The sequence below is a fragment of the Pseudomonas sp. FP215 genome (genome assembly GCF_030687795.1).
Taxonomy (GTDB): Bacteria; Pseudomonadota; Gammaproteobacteria; order Pseudomonadales; family Pseudomonadaceae; genus Aquipseudomonas; species Aquipseudomonas salmasensis.
Genome location: NZ_CP117447.1, coordinates 5,124,663 through 5,140,130, shown reverse-complemented (window position 1 = coordinate 5,140,130; position 15,468 = coordinate 5,124,663). Strand labels below are relative to the sequence as shown.

General features: G+C 61.2%; 13 protein-coding genes. 7 read left to right on the top strand and 6 right to left on the bottom strand.

Annotated elements, in window-relative coordinates:
• Window positions 1–122 precede the first annotated feature (122 nt).
• On the top strand, window positions 123–1,064 hold the full coding sequence (locus PSH76_RS23285) for an AEC family transporter (protein WP_032893571.1): 942 nt from the start codon (window positions 123–125) through the stop codon (window positions 1,062–1,064).
• A 118-nt stretch (window positions 1,065–1,182) separates the two neighbouring features.
• Here the strand turns inward: PSH76_RS23285 and PSH76_RS23280 are convergent, their stop codons facing one another.
• The 6 genes from PSH76_RS23280 to gatC all read right to left on the bottom strand — a co-directional run bounded on the left by PSH76_RS23280 (window position 1,183) and on the right by gatC (window position 6,409).
• The gene (locus PSH76_RS23280; RefSeq protein ID WP_044271602.1) at window positions 1,183–1,566 is read right to left on the bottom strand and encodes a carboxymuconolactone decarboxylase family protein; all 384 of its coding nucleotides are present in this window, start codon (window positions 1,564–1,566) and stop codon (window positions 1,183–1,185) included.
• Window positions 1,563–2,618, bottom strand: a complete 1,056-nt coding sequence (locus PSH76_RS23275; protein ID WP_186932424.1) for a calcium/sodium antiporter — start codon at window positions 2,616–2,618, stop codon at window positions 1,563–1,565. Before PSH76_RS23275 ends, PSH76_RS23280 begins: the two co-directional genes overlap by 4 nt.
• Before the next feature lie 50 nt (window positions 2,619–2,668).
• Complete coding sequence (locus PSH76_RS23270; RefSeq protein WP_003188549.1) at window positions 2,669–3,040, bottom strand: septal ring lytic transglycosylase RlpA family protein; 372 nt, start codon at window positions 3,038–3,040, stop codon at window positions 2,669–2,671.
• 157 nt (window positions 3,041–3,197) lie between these two features.
• Entirely contained in the window at window positions 3,198–4,643 is a 1,446-nt protein-coding gene (gene gatB / locus PSH76_RS23265) for an Asp-tRNA(Asn)/Glu-tRNA(Gln) amidotransferase subunit GatB (protein WP_005784800.1), read from the bottom strand.
• Between the two features lie 10 nt (window positions 4,644–4,653).
• Window positions 4,654–6,105, bottom strand: coding sequence for an Asp-tRNA(Asn)/Glu-tRNA(Gln) amidotransferase subunit GatA (gatA, locus tag PSH76_RS23260; protein ID WP_032893568.1), 1,452 nt, complete (start codon window positions 6,103–6,105; stop codon window positions 4,654–4,656).
• A 16-nt stretch (window positions 6,106–6,121) separates the two neighbouring features.
• Window positions 6,122–6,409, bottom strand: coding sequence for an Asp-tRNA(Asn)/Glu-tRNA(Gln) amidotransferase subunit GatC (gatC, locus tag PSH76_RS23255; protein WP_003188556.1), 288 nt, complete (start codon window positions 6,407–6,409; stop codon window positions 6,122–6,124).
• A gap of 210 nt (window positions 6,410–6,619) precedes the next feature.
• Between gatC and mreB the strand changes: the two genes are divergently transcribed.
• The 6 genes from mreB to PSH76_RS23225 all read left to right on the top strand — a co-directional run bounded on the left by mreB (window position 6,620) and on the right by PSH76_RS23225 (window position 15,443).
• Window positions 6,620–7,657, top strand: a complete 1,038-nt coding sequence (gene mreB / locus PSH76_RS23250; protein ID WP_002555108.1) for a rod shape-determining protein MreB — start codon at window positions 6,620–6,622, stop codon at window positions 7,655–7,657.
• A 169-nt stretch (window positions 7,658–7,826) separates the two neighbouring features.
• Entirely contained in the window at window positions 7,827–8,885 is a 1,059-nt protein-coding gene (gene mreC / locus PSH76_RS23245) for a rod shape-determining protein MreC (protein WP_032893567.1), read from the top strand.
• Window positions 8,885–9,373, top strand: a complete 489-nt coding sequence (gene mreD, locus PSH76_RS23240) for a rod shape-determining protein MreD (protein ID WP_003188558.1) — start codon at window positions 8,885–8,887, stop codon at window positions 9,371–9,373. Before mreC ends, mreD begins: the two co-directional genes overlap by 1 nt.
• 51 nt (window positions 9,374–9,424) lie before the next feature.
• The gene (locus PSH76_RS23235; protein WP_305492990.1) at window positions 9,425–10,021 is read left to right on the top strand and encodes a nucleoside triphosphate pyrophosphatase; all 597 of its coding nucleotides are present in this window, start codon (window positions 9,425–9,427) and stop codon (window positions 10,019–10,021) included.
• Window positions 10,022–10,091: 70 nt separating this feature from the next.
• Window positions 10,092–11,549, top strand: a complete 1,458-nt coding sequence (gene rng, locus PSH76_RS23230; protein ID WP_003188562.1) for a ribonuclease G — start codon at window positions 10,092–10,094, stop codon at window positions 11,547–11,549.
• 78 nt (window positions 11,550–11,627) lie between these two features.
• Window positions 11,628–15,443 carry a YhdP family protein gene (locus PSH76_RS23225; RefSeq protein WP_305492989.1) on the top strand — a complete coding sequence of 1,272 codons (3,816 nt, stop codon included), beginning with the start codon at window positions 11,628–11,630 and terminating at the stop codon, window positions 15,441–15,443.
• The last annotated feature ends 25 nt before the right edge of the window (window positions 15,444–15,468 follow it).

Genomic DNA, 15,468 nt, shown 5'->3' with positions numbered 1-15,468 from the left:
GGCGCCTGGGAGTTTCTCGCGAGCAAGCTCGCTCCTACATTTGAAGTGCGTTGCCCACACGAACCCGCTCGTACTGGCTTATCATTAGCCAACTAACGACGCCCACCAAGGTTCTCCCCGGCATGCTGGCAATCTTCCTCACCACCCTCACCATCACCGCGCCGGTGTTCGCCATGCTGTTCCTGGGCGTGTTCTTAAAGCGCATCAACTGGATCAATGACAACTTTATCCACACCGCATCGTCCCTGGTGTTCAACGTGGCCATGCCGGCGCTGCTGTTCCTGGGCATTCTGCATGCCGACCTGCACTCGGCGCTCAAGCCGGGGCTACTCATCTACTTTTGCGTCGCCACCCTGGTGAGCTTTGCCATGGCCTGGGGCTGGGCGATCTTTCGTTGCAAACGCGAAGACCGAGGCATCTACGCCCAGGGCGCGTTTCGTGGCAACAACGGGGTCATCGGCCTGGCGCTAGCAGCCAGTATGTACGGCGACTACGGCATCTCCCTGGGCGCGATCCTCGCCGCGCTGGTGATCCTCTTTTACAACACGCTGTCGACCATCGTGCTGGCGGTGTATAGCCCGGTGATCAAGTCCGACCCGTGGAGCATCTTCAAAAGCGTAATGGCCAACCCGCTGATTATCAGCGTGATCGTCGCCACGCCGTTCGCGTACTTCCAGATCGGCGTGCCCGGTTGGCTTGAGAAATCCTTGCAGTACCTGTCCGACACCACGCTGCCGTTGGCGTTGATTTGCATCGGCGGCACCTTGTCCATGGCCGCGCTGCGCAAGAGCGGCAACATGGCCTTGAGCGCGAGCCTGATGAAGATGATCTGGCTGCCGGTGATCGCCACCCTGGGCGCGTGGTTGCTGGGGTTCCGAGGGCCGGAGTTGGGGATTCTGTTCTTGTATTTCGGCGCACCGACTGCGGCCGCGAGCTTTGTGATGGCCAGGGCGGCGGAAGGGAATCATGAGTTGGCGGCGGCGATTATCGTAATCACCACGCTGATGGCGGCTGTGACCACGAATATCGGGATTTTTGTGTTGCAAGCGGGTGGCTGGATCTAAGTTTTGCGCGGTCTTCAGGGCCATTCGCGAGCAAGCCCGCTCCCACATTCGACCGCATTCTCATGCTGAAACTCGGACAAATGTGGGAGCGGGCTTGCTCGCGAAGGCGATCGGGCAGTCACTGCTGATCGGCTTGGTACGCCTCAATCACTTCCTGCGCCGCCCGAAACGCATCAATCGCCGCCGGCACTCCGGCATACACCGCGCAATGCAGCAGCGCTTCGCGAATCTCCTCGACCGTACAGCCATTATTCAGCGCACCGCGCACATGGCCCTTGAGTTCCTGCGGGCACTTGAGAGCGGTGAGGGCGGCGAGGGTGATCAGGCTGCGGGTCTTGAGTGGCAAACCTTCGCGGTTCCAGACGCTGCCCCACGCGTGCTCATTGACGAAGTCCTGCAGCGGTTGGGTGAACGCTGTGGCATTGCCCAGGGCGCGGTCGACGAATACATCGCCCATGACCTGGCGACGCACTTCAACCCCGGGCTTTTTCTGATCGGTCATTGCGATTCCCTCTTGTGTTGGCGGTGCCAGGCGCGCAGTGAGGTGAACAACAGCAGAGCGCCTAACGCCGGCAGGACGTAATACAGCATCAATTGTTCAAGCTTGTTGGCCAGCGGCATGCCAGTGGTGAAGGCCATGACATGCAGGCCGTAGGCCAGGTACAGCCCCAGCAACACAAGCCCTTCGATGCGCGTTACCCGGTAACCGGTATAAAACACCGGCAGGCACAGGATGATGGCGCCGAGCATCACCGGTAAATCGAAGTCCAGGGCATTGGGCGAGACCGACAGCGGCGTCGGCGCCACCAGGGCGGTAAAGCCCAGCACGCCGAGCAGGTTGAACAGGTTGCTGCCGATCACGTTGCCCACGGCAATCTCCCGTTCGCCACGCAAGGCGGCGATCAGCGACGTGGCCAGGCACGGCAGCGAGGTGCCGACGCCGATCAACGTGAGGCCGATGACGCGCTCCGACAGGCCCAGGTCGCCCGCCACCTCCACCGCTGCGCCGAGCAACAAATGCCCGGCCAGCACCAGCACCAGCAAGCCGCCGAGCATCAGCAGCACACTGCTCAGCCATGGCGCTTTGGCCACGGTGTCGAGGGTGCGCGGGCGGCGGGAGTGGCGTGTCTGGTAATGCAATACGCCCAGGTAGGCCAGCAGCGCCACCAGCAGCACGGCGCCATCGAAGGGCGTCAGCATTTCATTGGCGGCCAGGATAAACACCAGCAGGCCGGCGACGATCATCACCGGGATATCCACGCGCACCAGCTGCCGCGAGACTCGCAGTGGAATGATCAGTGCGGACAAGCCCAGGGTCACGAGGATATTGAAGATGCTGCTGCCAATGACGCTGCCCACGGCAATGTCCGTGTTGCCAGCCAGCGTGGCCTGCAGGCTCACGGTCATCTGCGGCGCACTGCTGCCGAAAGCGACGATACTCAAGCCGATGATCAGTGGCCGCACCTTGAGGCTGGCCGCCAGGCGCACCGCAGCGCGCACCAGGATTTCAGCGCCGACGATCAGCAATATCAGGCCGCCCACCAGTTCGAGCAGGCTCCAGGGCGAGAGGGCGTTCAATCCGAAAATGCTCAAGGCTGCCTCGATCAGTTGTTCAGGGCTTGCACGCGAACCCGCGCGGTGCCGCTGCTCAGCATGCGCAGTTGCTCGGCAGCCTTGCGTGAAAGGTCGATCAGGCGCCCACGGGTATGCGGCCCGCGATCATTGATACGCACCACGACAGACCGATTGTTGTCGAGGTTGGTCACCTTGACCTGGGTGCCGAAGGGCAGGCGCCGATGGGCGGCGGTCAAGGCGTTCTGGTTGAAAGGTTCACCGCTGGCAGTTCTCTTGCCATGGTGCTTGGCGCCGTAATAGGAAGCGGTGCCGGTTTCGTCGTAGCCGTTGGGGTCGATGAGGCCGCTGGCGCAACCGGCCAGCAGGGAGGACAGGGCCAGGAGGCCGAGTAGACGCTTCATTGTCAGGAAGTCCCAGATGTAAATGTGGGAGCTGGCTTGCCTGCGATAGCATCGGCTCGGTGTAACTGAAACACCGAGGTGCCTGAATCGCAGGCAAGCCAGCTCCCACAAAAGGTCGGGGTGTAGGTGAAACTCCACTCCGACCATTTCACTGCAATCAGCCTTCGAGCTTGCTTTTGAGCAGTTCGTTCACCTGTTGCGGGTTGGCTTTGCCCTTGGAGGCTTTCATCGCCTGGCCGACAAAGAAGCCGAACATCTTGCCGCGCTTGGCTTCGTCTGCCGCGCGGTATTGCTCGACCTGCTCGGCATTGGCCGCGAGCATTTCATCGAGTACGGCCGAGATGGCGCCGCTGTCGGTGACTTGCTTGAGGCCACGCTTTTCGATGATCTCGTCGGCATTGCCTTCACCGGCGGCCATCGCTTCGAACACGGTCTTGGCAATTTTGCCGGAGATGGTGTTGTCCTTGATGCGCAGCAGCATGCCACCCAGTTGCTCGGCGGTAACCGGCGCTTCGTCGATTTCCAGGCCCTGTTTGTTCAACAGGCTGCCCAGCTCGACCATCACCCAGTTAGCCGCCAGCTTGGCGTCGCCGGCAATGCTCACGACTTTTTCGAAGTAGTTGGCTTGTTCACGGCTGGAGGCCAGTACGCTGGCATCGTAGACGGAAAGGCCGAACTGCTCCTGGAAGCGCTCGCGTTTTTGCTGCGGCAGTTCGGGCAGGGTGGCGCGGATATCATTGAGGAATGAATCCTCCAGCACCACCGGCAACAGGTCCGGGTCGGGGAAGTAACGGTAGTCGTTGGCTTCCTCTTTACTGCGCATGGCGCGGGTTTCGTCTTTGTTCGGGTCGTACAGGCGCGTTTGCTGGATCACCTTGCCGCCGTCTTCGATCAGCTCGATCTGGCGACGCACTTCGCTGTTGATCGCCTTCTCGATGAAGCGGAACGAGTTGACGTTCTTGATCTCGCAGCGGGTGCCGAACTCGACCTGGCCCTTGGGGCGGATCGACACGTTGCAGTCGCAACGCAGCGAGCCTTCGGCCATGTTGCCGTCGCAGATGCCCAGGTAGCGCACCAGCGCGTGGATGGTCTTGACGTAGGCCACGGCTTCCTTGGCACTGCGCATGTCCGGCTCGGACACGATTTCCAGCAGCGGCGTGCCGGCACGGTTCAGGTCGATACCGGTGGCGCCCGGGAATTCTTCGTGCAGGCTTTTGCCGGCGTCTTCTTCCAAGTGCGCGCGGGTCACGCCGACGCGCTTGATGGTGCCGTCTTCCAGGGGAATGTCCAGGTGGCCCTTGCCGACAATCGGCAGTTCCATCTGGCTGATCTGGTAGCCCTTGGGCAGGTCCGGGTAGAAGTAGTTCTTGCGCGCAAACACGTTGTGCTGGCCGATCTCGGCGTCAATCGCCAGGCCGAACATCACCGCCATGCGCACCGCTTCCTGGTTCAGCACCGGCAGCACGCCGGGCATGCCCAGGTCTACCAGGCTGGCCTGGGTATTGGGCTCAGAGCCGAACGTGGTGGCGCTACCGGAGAAAATCTTCGATTGGGTGGCGAGCTGGGTATGAATCTCCAGCCCGATCACAACTTCCCATTGCATAGTGTTCTCCTCAGAAGCCGGTAGGGGTGCGGGTGTGCCAGTCGGTGTTCAACTGGTACTGGTGCGCCACATTGAGCAGGCGGCCTTCCTGGAAATACGGGGCGAGCAATTGCACGCCCACCGGCAGGCCATCGACGAAACCTGCGGGCATGGACAACCCCGGCAAGCCCGCGAGGTTGGCGGTGATGGTGTAGAGGTCTTCCAGGTACTCGGCGATCGGGTCGCCGGTCTTGGCGCCGATCTTCCAGGCCAGGTTCGGCGCGGTCGGGCCGAGGATCACATCGACTTCTTCAAAGGCGGCCATGAAGTCGTTCTTGATCAGGCGACGGATTTTCTGCGCCTTGAGGTAGTACGCGTCGTAGTAGCCGGCCGACAGGGCGTAGGCGCCGACCATGATACGGCGCTGCACTTCACTGCCGAAGCCTTCGCCACGGGAGCGTTTGTACAGGTCGGTGAGGTCTTTCGGGTTTTCGCAGCGATAGCCGAAGCGCACGCCGTCGAAACGCGACAGGTTGGAAGACGCCTCTGCTGGCGCGATCACGTAGTAGGCGGGAATCGCGTGCTGGTTGTTCGGCAGGCTGATTTCCTTGATCACGGCGCCGAGCTTTTCCAGCTCTTTGATGCTGTTTTGCACCAGCTCGGCGATACGCGGGTCGAGGCCGGCGCTGAAATATTCCTTCGGCACGCCGATGCGCAGGCCCTTGATCGAGGTATTCAGGCTGGCGCTGTAGTCCGGCACGGGCTCGTCGATGCTGGTGGAGTCCTGTTTATCAAAACCTGCCATGCCTTGTAACAATATTGCGCAGTCTTCAGCGGTACGTGCCAACGGACCGCCCTGATCCAGGCTGGACGCATAGGCGATCATGCCCCAGCGGGACACGCGACCGTAGGTCGGCTTCAGGCCGGTGAGGTTGGTGAAGGCGGCTGGCTGGCGGATCGAACCGCCGGTGTCGGTGGCGGTAGCGGCGGGCAGGAAGCGCGCGGCCACGGCCGCAGCCGAGCCACCGGAGGAACCACCCGGCACGTGTTCCAGGTTCCACGGGTTTTTCACCGCGCCGTAATAGCTCGATTCGTTGGCCGACCCCATGGCGAATTCGTCCATGTTGGTCTTGCCCAGGGTCACGGCCCCGGCAGCGGCCAGCTTGGCGACCACAGTGGCGTCGTAGGGCGCCTTGAAGTTGTCGAGCATCTTCGAGCCGCAGCTGGTGCGAATGCCCTGGGTGCAGAACAGGTCCTTGTGGGCGATCGGTGCGCCGAGCAGCGCGCCGTTCTCACCGTTGGCGCGACGGACGTCGGCAGCCTTGGCCTGGCTCAGGGCCAGCTCCTCGGTGAGGCTGATGAAGCTGTTGACCTTCGGATCGAGCGCGGCGATACGCGCCAGCAAGGTCTGGGTCAGCTCTTCGCTGGAAAACGATTTGTCGGCGAGACCGCGGGCGATCTCGGCCAGAGTCATGTGATGCATGAAAGGCTCTTTCCCTTTAGTCGATGACTTTCGGAACCAGGTACAGGCCGTTTTCGACCGCTGGCGCGATGGACTGGTAGGCCTCGCGATTATTGCGTTCGGTCACGACGTCTGCGCGCAGGCGCTGGCTGGCTTCCAGTGGGTGAGCCAGGGGCTCGATGCCGTCGGTATTCACGGCTTGCATTTGGTCGACCAGCCCGAGAATGCTGTTCAGGGCTGCGGTGGTCTGTGGAAGATCGGCATCATTAAGGCCAAGCGAGGCCAAATGTGCGATTTTTTCCACGTCGGAGCGTTCAAGCGCCATGGGATTCTCCAGTGGAAAACAGAACGGAGGGCGTCCGTGTGTTAGATTGTCGGAACACTACCGCATTTCTACGGTCATAAGGCCGCGATTGTGGGGGTTGGTGCACAGAAAGTCGGCCAATTTAGCACATTGGCGCCTTGCCCAAAATCCCTGTCGTTGTTAGAGTTTGCCGCACTTTTTTACCCACGCGTTGCCTAGGGTCCTTTCCCCATGTTCAAGAAACTGCGTGGCATGTTTTCCAGCGATCTCTCCATTGACCTGGGCACTGCCAACACCCTTATTTACGTGCGCGAGCGCGGTATCGTTCTGAATGAGCCATCGGTTGTGGCCATTCGGACCCATGGTAATCAGAAAAGTGTCGTTGCCGTTGGCACCGAGGCCAAGCGCATGCTCGGCCGTACACCAGGCAATATTGCTGCCATTCGTCCGATGAAGGATGGCGTGATCGCCGATTTCAGCGTCTGCGAAAAGATGCTGCAGTACTTCATCAACAAAGTTCACGAAAACAGTTTCCTGCAGCCCAGCCCTCGCGTGCTGATCTGCGTTCCGTGCAAGTCCACCCAGGTTGAGCGTCGCGCCATCCGTGAATCGGCCCTTGGCGCCGGTGCCCGTGAAGTCTTCCTGATCGAAGAACCGATGGCCGCTGCGATCGGTGCCGGCCTGCCGGTTGAAGAAGCACGCGGTTCGATGGTGGTGGATATCGGTGGTGGTACGACCGAAATCGCCCTGATTTCCCTGAACGGTGTGGTGTATGCCGAATCCGTACGCGTGGGTGGCGACCGCTTCGACGAAGCGATCATTACGTATGTGCGTCGTAACTACGGCAGCCTGATCGGCGAATCCACCGCCGAGCGCATCAAGCAGGAAATCGGCACCGCTTACCCAGGCGGCGAAGTTCGCGAAGTCGATGTGCGCGGTCGCAACCTGGCCGAAGGCGTTCCACGTGCCTTCACCCTGAACTCCAATGAAGTGCTGGAGGCTCTGCAAGAGTCCCTGGCCACCATCGTTCAGGCCGTGAAAAGTGCACTGGAGCAATCGCCGCCGGAGCTGGCTTCCGATATCGCCGAGCGTGGCCTGGTACTGACCGGTGGTGGCGCCTTGCTGCGCGACCTCGACAAGTTGCTTGCCCAGGAAACCGGCCTGCCGGTGATCGTCGCTGAAGACCCGCTGACCTGTGTTGCCCGTGGCGGTGGTCGTGCGCTGGAAATGATGGATAAACACACCATGGACCTGCTCTCCAGCGAATAAGATTGCCTGGATGGTTCATGCTTGGTCGGCAGGCAGCACTTTGCAGTGCTGCCTGTTGGCGTTTATCTTCTTCAATCTGCATCCAGGCCGGTTTGATGCCGTATGAATAAAGAGAACATTTGCCTGGGAGGAGCGGCTTATTAAACCGCTTTTCGCCAAAGGCCCCTCATTGGGTGTGCGCTTATTGGTGCTGACCGTGCTTTCGGTCGCGCTGATGGTGGTCGATGCCCGCTTTGCACTGCTCAAGCCGGTGCGTAGCCAGATGTCGCTGGTGTTGATGCAGACCTACTGGATCACCGACCTGCCGCAACGTCTATTCCAGGGCGTGTCCAGCCAATTTGGCAGCCGCACCGAACTGGTCGCCGAGAACGAAAAACTCAAGACTGAAAACCTGCTGTTGCAGGGGCGCATGCAAAAGCTGGCGGCCCTCACCGAGCAGAACGTTCGGCTGCGCGAGTTGCTCAATTCTTCCGCGCTCGTCAACGAAAAGGTCGAAGTGGCCGAGCTGATCGGCATGGACCCCAACCCCTTTACCCACCGCATCATCATCAACAAGGGTGAGCGCGACGGTGTGGTGCTTGGCCAGCCGGTGCTCGACGCCCGTGGCCTGATGGGCCAGGTGGTGGAGTTGATGCCCTACACCTCGCGGGTGCTGTTGCTGACGGATACAACCCATAGCATTCCGGTACAGGTCAACCGTAACGGCCTGCGCGCCATTGCCAGCGGCACCGGCAACCCGGAACGCCTGGAGCTGCGCCATGTGGCCGACACCGCCGACATCAAGGAAGGCGACCTGTTGGTCAGCTCTGGCCTGGGCCAGCGCTTCCCGGCGGGTTATCCGGTGGCGACGGTCAAAGAGGTGATCCACGATTCCGGCCAGCCGTTCGCTATCGTTCGGGCGGTACCGACTGCCGCGCTGAACCGCAGCCGTTACCTGCTGTTGGTGTTCAGCGACAACCGTACCCCGGAAGAGCGCGCCAACGACGCCGCCCAGGCCCAGGAAGCGGAAGACCAGCAGAATGGCACCGCGCCCATCGTGCCGGCCACGGTGCCAAAACCGGCTTTTGTTGGTCCCCCTGCACCCGCGGCGACACCTGCACCAGCACCGGTGGCAACGCCCGCTCAACCGGCAGCGCACACGGCGCGCCCGGCTAAGCCGGCTGTAGCTAAACCGCCGACCGCGACCCCTGCCGCCGCTCCGACCACCACACGGCAGAGGGAGCAATAATGGCCGGTACTCATTCACGCAATGGCTGGATCGTCTGGCTGACCTTCGCCATCGGCTTGCTGCTCAGTGTTTCGCCGCTGCCGCAGTTCATGGAAATCCTGCGCCCGCTCTGGCTGGCCTTGTTGCTGGCGTTCTGGTCATTGAACCTGCCGCACAAGGTGGGCATGGTCACAGCGATGTGCCTGGGGTTGGCCGAAGATGTGCTGTATGGCACCTTGCTGGGCCAGAACGCGTTGATCCTCACCCTGATAACCTTCCTGGTGCTGTCGCTGCAGCAGCGCTTGCGCATGTTCCCGATGTGGCAGCAGTGCCTGGTGATCCTGGTGATCTTCGGCCTGGCGCAGTTGGTGCAACTGTGGCTCAGCGCGTTGACCGGCAACCGCCAGCCCACCCTGGCCTTGGTTCTGCCGGCGCTGGTCAGCGCCTTGTTGTGGCCCTGGATCAGCTTTGGCCTGCGTGGGCTGCGCCGTCGCTATAAAATCAATTGAATGGATTGCGAGGCTCTGCCTGGTTATCGAACCCCACAGGGAGAGGCTGCAATGAATTCGCTTTATCTGGCCTCGGGCTCCCCGCGGCGACGTGAACTGCTGGCCCAGATCGGTGTGCCCTTCACCCTGGTCAGCGCCGCTATTGATGAAACGCCTCTTAACAACGAACCTGCCGTTGCCTATGTCGAGCGCCTTGCGCGGGGCAAGGCGAAGGCGGGTTTTGTTGCGCTTGGCCACACCTCAAACACCTGCGTACTAGGGGCTGACACGGCGGTGATCGTGGATGGGCGGATCCTGGGCAAGCCGGTGGATCAGGCCGATGCGCTGGCCATGCTGATGGCACTTTCCGGCCGCGAGCATGAAGTGCTCACCGCCATTGCCCTGACCGACGGCCAGCAATGTGAAACCCGATGTGTCAGCAGCCGTGTACGTTTCCGCGAGGTTTCTGTGCAGGAGGCTACCACCTACTGGCACAGTGGCGAACCGCAGGACAAGGCTGGCGGCTATGCTATCCAAGGGCTGGGTTCGGTGTTTGTGGCCGGGCTTAATGGCAGTTATTCCGCCGTGGTGGGCCTGCCAGTCTGCGAAACCGCGCAACTGCTCGCCCAATTCGGCATACCCTGTTGGCAAAACCTTACCGTGTGCTGAACGCCGTATTCCAGCGCCAAGCCTTAAGCGACCGGTCACTATTGTGAAAACGCCTGAACGAGACCCAGCCATGAGTGAAGAGATTCTGATCAATATCACGCCGATGGAATCGCGCGTGGCGGTGGTAGAGAACGGTGTTCTGCAAGAAGTGCATGTCGAGCGCACCCAGAAACGCGGAATCGTCGGCAATATCTACAAAGGCAAGGTGGTGCGCGTATTGCCGGGCATGCAGGCGGCCTTCGTCGACATCGGCCTGGACCGTGCAGCGTTTATCCATGCCTCGGAAATTTCCCTGCGCGAAGGCCCTGCGGTGGAAAGCATCAGCGCCCTGGTGCACGAGGGCCAGAGCCTGGTGGTGCAAGTCACCAAGGACCCTATCGGTTCCAAAGGCGCCCGCTTGACCACCCAGCTGTCGATTCCCTCGCGCTATCTGGTGTACATGCCGCGCACCGCCCATGTGGGCATTTCCCTGAAGATCGAAGACGAAGCCGAGCGTGAGCGCCTGAAGAAGGTGGTCAGCGACTGCGTCGCCGCCGAGGGCATCAAGGAAGCGGGCGGGTTTATCCTGCGCACCGCCGCAGAAGGCGCTGGCGCGGATGAAATTCTCATGGATATTCGCTACCTGCGGCGTTTGTGGGACCAGATCGACGCACAGATCAAGACCATCGGCGCGCCCAGCGTCATCTATGAAGACCTGGGCCTGGCGCTGCGCACGCTGCGCGACCTGGTCAGCCCGAAGATCGAGAAAATTCGCATCGACTCGCGGGAAACCTTCCAGCGCACTACGCAATTTGTTGCCGAGTTGATGCCAGAAATCGCCGATCGCCTGGAACACTACCCCGGCGAACGGCCGATCTTCGACCTGTATGGCGTCGAAGACGAAATCCAGAAAGCCTTGGAACGCAAGGTGCCACTCAAGTCCGGCGGCTATCTGGTGGTGGACCCGGCAGAAGCCATGACCACCATCGACGTCAACACCGGTGCATTCGTGGGCCATCGCAACCTTGAAGAGACCATCTTCAAGACCAATCTCGAAGCGGCCACGGCTATCGCCCGTCAACTGCGCCTGCGCAACCTGGGCGGCATCATCATCATCGACTTCATCGACATGGAAGATGAAGAGCACCAGCGCCAGGTGCTGCGCACGCTTGAGAAGCAACTGGAGCGCGATCACGCCAAGACCAACATCATCGGCATCACCGAGTTGGGCCTGGTGCAGATGACCCGCAAGCGCACGCGCGAAAGCCTCGAGCAGGTGCTGTGCGAGCCGTGCAGCAGCTGCCAGGGCCGCGGCAAACTGAAGACTCCGGAAACGGTTTGCTACGAGATTTTCCGCGAGATCCTGCGCGAGGCGCGCGCCTACCAGGCCGAAGGTTATAGAGTACTTGCCAATCAGAAGGTGGTGGATCGCCTGCTGGACGAAGAGTCCGGTAACGTCGCCGAACTGGAGAGTTTTATCGGTCGCACCATTCGCTTCCAGGTCGAAACCATGTATTCACAGGAACAATACGACGTGGTGTTGCTCTGATCCCCAGCTGTGCACTTTCTTCGAGACCGGCAGACCTTGATCTGCCGTCCGCTAACTGTTTTTTGAGGGTCGCCTGACATGGAGCGTCTGATACGCTTTTTTGCCGCTTTGACCCGTTGGGGCCTGGGCCTGTGCGCGTTGCTGCTGGTATTGGCAGCGTTGTACGTGAGCCTGGGGCGCGAACTCACCCCGCTGGTGGCCGAATACCGCGCCGAAGTCGAAGCCAAGGCCCAGGCTGCGCTGGAGACGCCGCTGCATATCGGTAGCCTTGAGGGCCGCTGGAGCGGGTTTGCCCCGGTATTGCTGGCCCACGACGTCATGGTCGGCGAGGGTAGCAGTGCCTTGCGCCTGGACCAGGTGGAAGTGGTGCCGGATATGTGGGCCAGCCTGTTGGCCCGCGAAGTGCGCATCGCTCATCTGCAAGTCAGTGGCCTGCAACTGAGCGTCAAGGAAGACCAGGACGGCCGCTGGACGCTGCAAGGCTTGCCGGTGCAGGACGACCAGCCGTTGGACCCGCAACAGCTGCTGACGCGCATGCAGATGGTCAAGCGCGTGTCGGTGCTGGACAGCCAGGTGACCTTGCAACCCTTCGACCAGGCGCCGGTGACCGTGACCTATGTGGGCCTGAGCCTGCATACCGGCATGAGCCAGCAGCGTCTGGACGCTCGCCTGACATTGCCCGATGGCCAACCGTTGGCGGTCAGCCTGCGTAGCCGCATTCGCGCCAGCCAGTGGCAAGACGCTGAGGTCGATGCCTACCTGAGCCTGCCGCAAAGCGACTGGGCCAAATGGATTCCCGCCAGGCTGACCCAGCAATGGAAGCTGACGCAATTGAAGGCCGGCGGCGAGTTTTGGCTCAGTTGGGCCAAAGGCACGGTGCAAAGCGCGGCGGTACGCCTCAATTCGCCCCAAGTGAAGGGCAGCTACGCCGACCGTAAGCCGGTACACCTCGAAAACCTGGCCCTGACCGCCTACCTGCAGCGCAGTGACACTGGTCTCAAGGTACTGTTTGATTCCCTGGCGATGAACATCGGCGAAACCCGTTGGGAATCGCGCCTGCAATTGCAGCAAAGCCTGGCGACCGACAAGGAACAGGAAGTGTGGAAGTTGCAGGCCGACCGTCTCGACCTCACGCCCATCACACCGCTGCTCAACGCCTTGGCACCGCTGCCGGACGGCTTTGCCAAGGCCGTCGAACACCTCAAAGCTACTGGCCTGTTACGCAACGTGCTGGTGGACTTCCGACCCCAAGACACCACCGACCGCAAACTCAGTTTTGCCGCCAACCTGGAGCGTGTCGGCTTCGATGCCTACTTCGGCGCGCCGGCTGCACGCAATGTGTCCGGCAGCATCAGTGGCGACCTGGGCCAGGGCGAGTTGCGCATGGACAGCAAGGACTTCTCCTTGCATCTGTATCCGATCTTCGCCAAGCCGTGGCAATACATCCAGGCCAATGCGCGCCTGACCTGGAAGCTGGACAAGCAAGGCTTCACCTTGATCGCCCCGTATATCAAGGTACTGGGCGAGGAAGGCAAGGTGGCGGCGGACTTCCTGATTCGCCTGCATTTCGACCACAGCCAGGAAGACTACATGGACCTGCGGGTCGGCATGGTCGATGGTGATGGCCGTTTCACCCCCAAGTATCTACCGGCCGTGTTGAGCCCGGCGCTGGATGAATGGCTGCGCACGGCGATCCTCAAGGGCGCGGTGGACGAAGGCTTTTTCCAGTACCAGGGTTCGCTCAGCCACAATGCGCTGCCGGCGTCGCGCAATATCAGCCTGTTCTTCAAGGTGCATGATGCCGAACTGGCCTTCCAGCCGGGCTGGCCTCATGTGAACAAGGTCAATGGGGAAGTGTTCGTCGAGGAGAGCGGTGTACGCATTCTGGCGAGCAAGGGCCAATTGCTCGACACCCAGGTCAAGGATGTCTACGTCAATATCCCCCACGCCCCAGCGGGCGGGGACAGTCATCTGCTGCTCACGGGTGGGTTCTCCGGTGGTTTGGGCGACGGCCTGAAGATCCTTCAGGAAGCCCCGATCGGCACGGCATCTACGTTCGCTGGCTGGAAAGGCGAGGGCGACCTGCAAGGTAGCCTGGACTTGGACGTACCGCTGGCCAAAGGCACTGAGCCCAGGATCGTGGTGGACTTCAAGACCGACAAGGCGCGCCTGCAATTGGCGGAACCGCCGCTGGAACTGACCCAGCTCAAAGGTGATTTTCGCTTCGACAGCGCCAAGGGCCTGAGCGGGCAGAAGATCTCGGCCCAGGCGTTCGACCGTCCCATCACGGCGCAGATTTTTGCCGAAGGCAAGCCGGGCAATATCAGCACTCGCGTGACCGCCAATGGCCAGGTCACCGTCAAGCGCCTCACGGACTGGTTGAAAGTCAGCCAGCCGTTGCCGGTCTCCGGCGATATTCCGTACCAATTGCAAGTGATCCTCGACGGCGCAGACAGCCAGTTGATGGTCAATTCCAACCTCAAGGGTGTCGCGGTGGACCTGCCGGCGCCGTTTGGCATGCCGGCCAGCCAGGGCCGTGACAGCACCTTTCGCATGACTTTGCAGGGTGCTGAGCGCCGTTATTGGTTTGATTACGGCGAGTTGGCGAATTTCACTTTTGCCGCGCCGCCGGACAACTTCAATGATGGCCGCGGCGAACTGTTCCTTGGCGATGGTGATGCGGTGCTGCCCGGTGCCAAGGGCCTGCGCATTCGTGGCGTGCTGTCGGAGCTGGATATCGACCCCTGGAAGAAACTTGTGGATCGCTACGCGGGCAATGATCCCGGTGGCAATGCCAAGCAACTGCTCAGCGGTGCGGACTTCAAGGTGGGCAAGCTGACCGGGTTTGGTACCCAGTTTGACCAGGTCAGCTTGCAGCTTGATCGCAAGCCGGCAGCCTGGGGCCTGCAACTCGATAGCCAGCAAGCCAAGGGCACGGTGAACCTGCCGGACGCCAAGGGCGCGCCGATTGCGGTCAACCTCAAGTATGTGAAATTGCCTGCGCCAGACCCGACCGCGCAGGCGGACGAAAACGCGCCGGACCCGCTGGCCGATATCGACCCAAAAAGCATTCCGGCCCTGGATATTGCCGTCGACCAATTGTTCCAGGGTTCGGACCTGATCGGGGCCTGGTCGCTGAGGATCCGCCCGACCGCCAAGGGCCTGGCCTTCAATAACCTCGACCTTGGCCTCAAGGGCATGCTGCTCAAGGGCGCCGGGGGTTGGGAAGGTGCGCCAGGCGCCAGCAGCAGTTGGTACAAGGGCCGCCTCGATGGCCGCAACATTGCCGATGTGCTCAAAGGGTGGGGTTTTGCGCCTACGGTGACCAGCGAAGACTTCCACCTGGACGTGGATGGCCGCTGGCCGGGTTCGCCGGCCTGGGTCGGGCCCAAGCGGTTTTCCGGCAGCCTGGATGCCGCGTTCCGTAAAGGTCAGTTCGTCGAAGTGGAGGGCGGGGCCCAGGCATTGCGAGTGTTTGGCCTGCTTAACTTCAATTCCATTGGCCGGCGTTTGCGTTTGGACTTTTCCGACTTGTTCGGCAAGGGCTTGAGCTACGACCGGGTCAAAGGCTTGTTGGCCGCCAGTAATGGCGTGTTCGTGACCCGCGAGCCCATCACCATGACCGGGCCTTCCACCAATCTTGAGCTTAACGGCACCCTGGATCTGGTTGCCGATCGCGTCGACGCCAAGTTGCTGGTCACCTTGCCTGTGACCAACAACCTGCCGATTGCAGCGCTGATTGTCGGTGCGCCGGCCATTGGTGGTGCATTGTTTTTGATCGACAAGCTGATCGGTGACCGGGTTTCGCGCTTTGCCAGTGTGCAATACAAGGTGCAGGGCCCCTGGAAGGATCCGAAAATCACCTTCGACAAGCCATTTGAAAAGCCAAACTGAGAGCCTGTGGAGTAGCATGGCCCCA

What these genes read in the sequence shown, in the direction of transcription:
- gatC (WP_003188556.1), bottom strand. Translation starts at nt 6,409, where the DNA reads ATGGCGCTTGAACGCTCCGACGTGGAAAAAATCGCACATTTGGCCTCG.
- mreB (WP_002555108.1), top strand. Translation starts at nt 6,620, where the DNA reads ATGTTCAAGAAACTGCGTGGCATGTTTTCCAGCGATCTCTCCATTGAC.
- PSH76_RS23270 (WP_003188549.1), bottom strand. Translation starts at nt 3,040, where the DNA reads ATGAAGCGTCTACTCGGCCTCCTGGCCCTGTCCTCCCTGCTGGCCGGT.
- PSH76_RS23225 (WP_305492989.1), top strand. Translation starts at nt 11,628, where the DNA reads ATGGAGCGTCTGATACGCTTTTTTGCCGCTTTGACCCGTTGGGGCCTG.
- gatB (WP_005784800.1), bottom strand. Translation starts at nt 4,643, where the DNA reads ATGCAATGGGAAGTTGTGATCGGGCTGGAGATTCATACCCAGCTCGCC.
- PSH76_RS23285 (WP_032893571.1), top strand. Translation starts at nt 123, where the DNA reads ATGCTGGCAATCTTCCTCACCACCCTCACCATCACCGCGCCGGTGTTC.
- gatA (WP_032893568.1), bottom strand. Translation starts at nt 6,105, where the DNA reads ATGCATCACATGACTCTGGCCGAGATCGCCCGCGGTCTCGCCGACAAA.
- PSH76_RS23280 (WP_044271602.1), bottom strand. Translation starts at nt 1,566, where the DNA reads ATGACCGATCAGAAAAAGCCCGGGGTTGAAGTGCGTCGCCAGGTCATG.
- mreD (WP_003188558.1), top strand. Translation starts at nt 8,885, where the DNA reads ATGGCCGGTACTCATTCACGCAATGGCTGGATCGTCTGGCTGACCTTC.
- rng (WP_003188562.1), top strand. Translation starts at nt 10,092, where the DNA reads ATGAGTGAAGAGATTCTGATCAATATCACGCCGATGGAATCGCGCGTG.
- PSH76_RS23235 (WP_305492990.1), top strand. Translation starts at nt 9,425, where the DNA reads ATGAATTCGCTTTATCTGGCCTCGGGCTCCCCGCGGCGACGTGAACTG.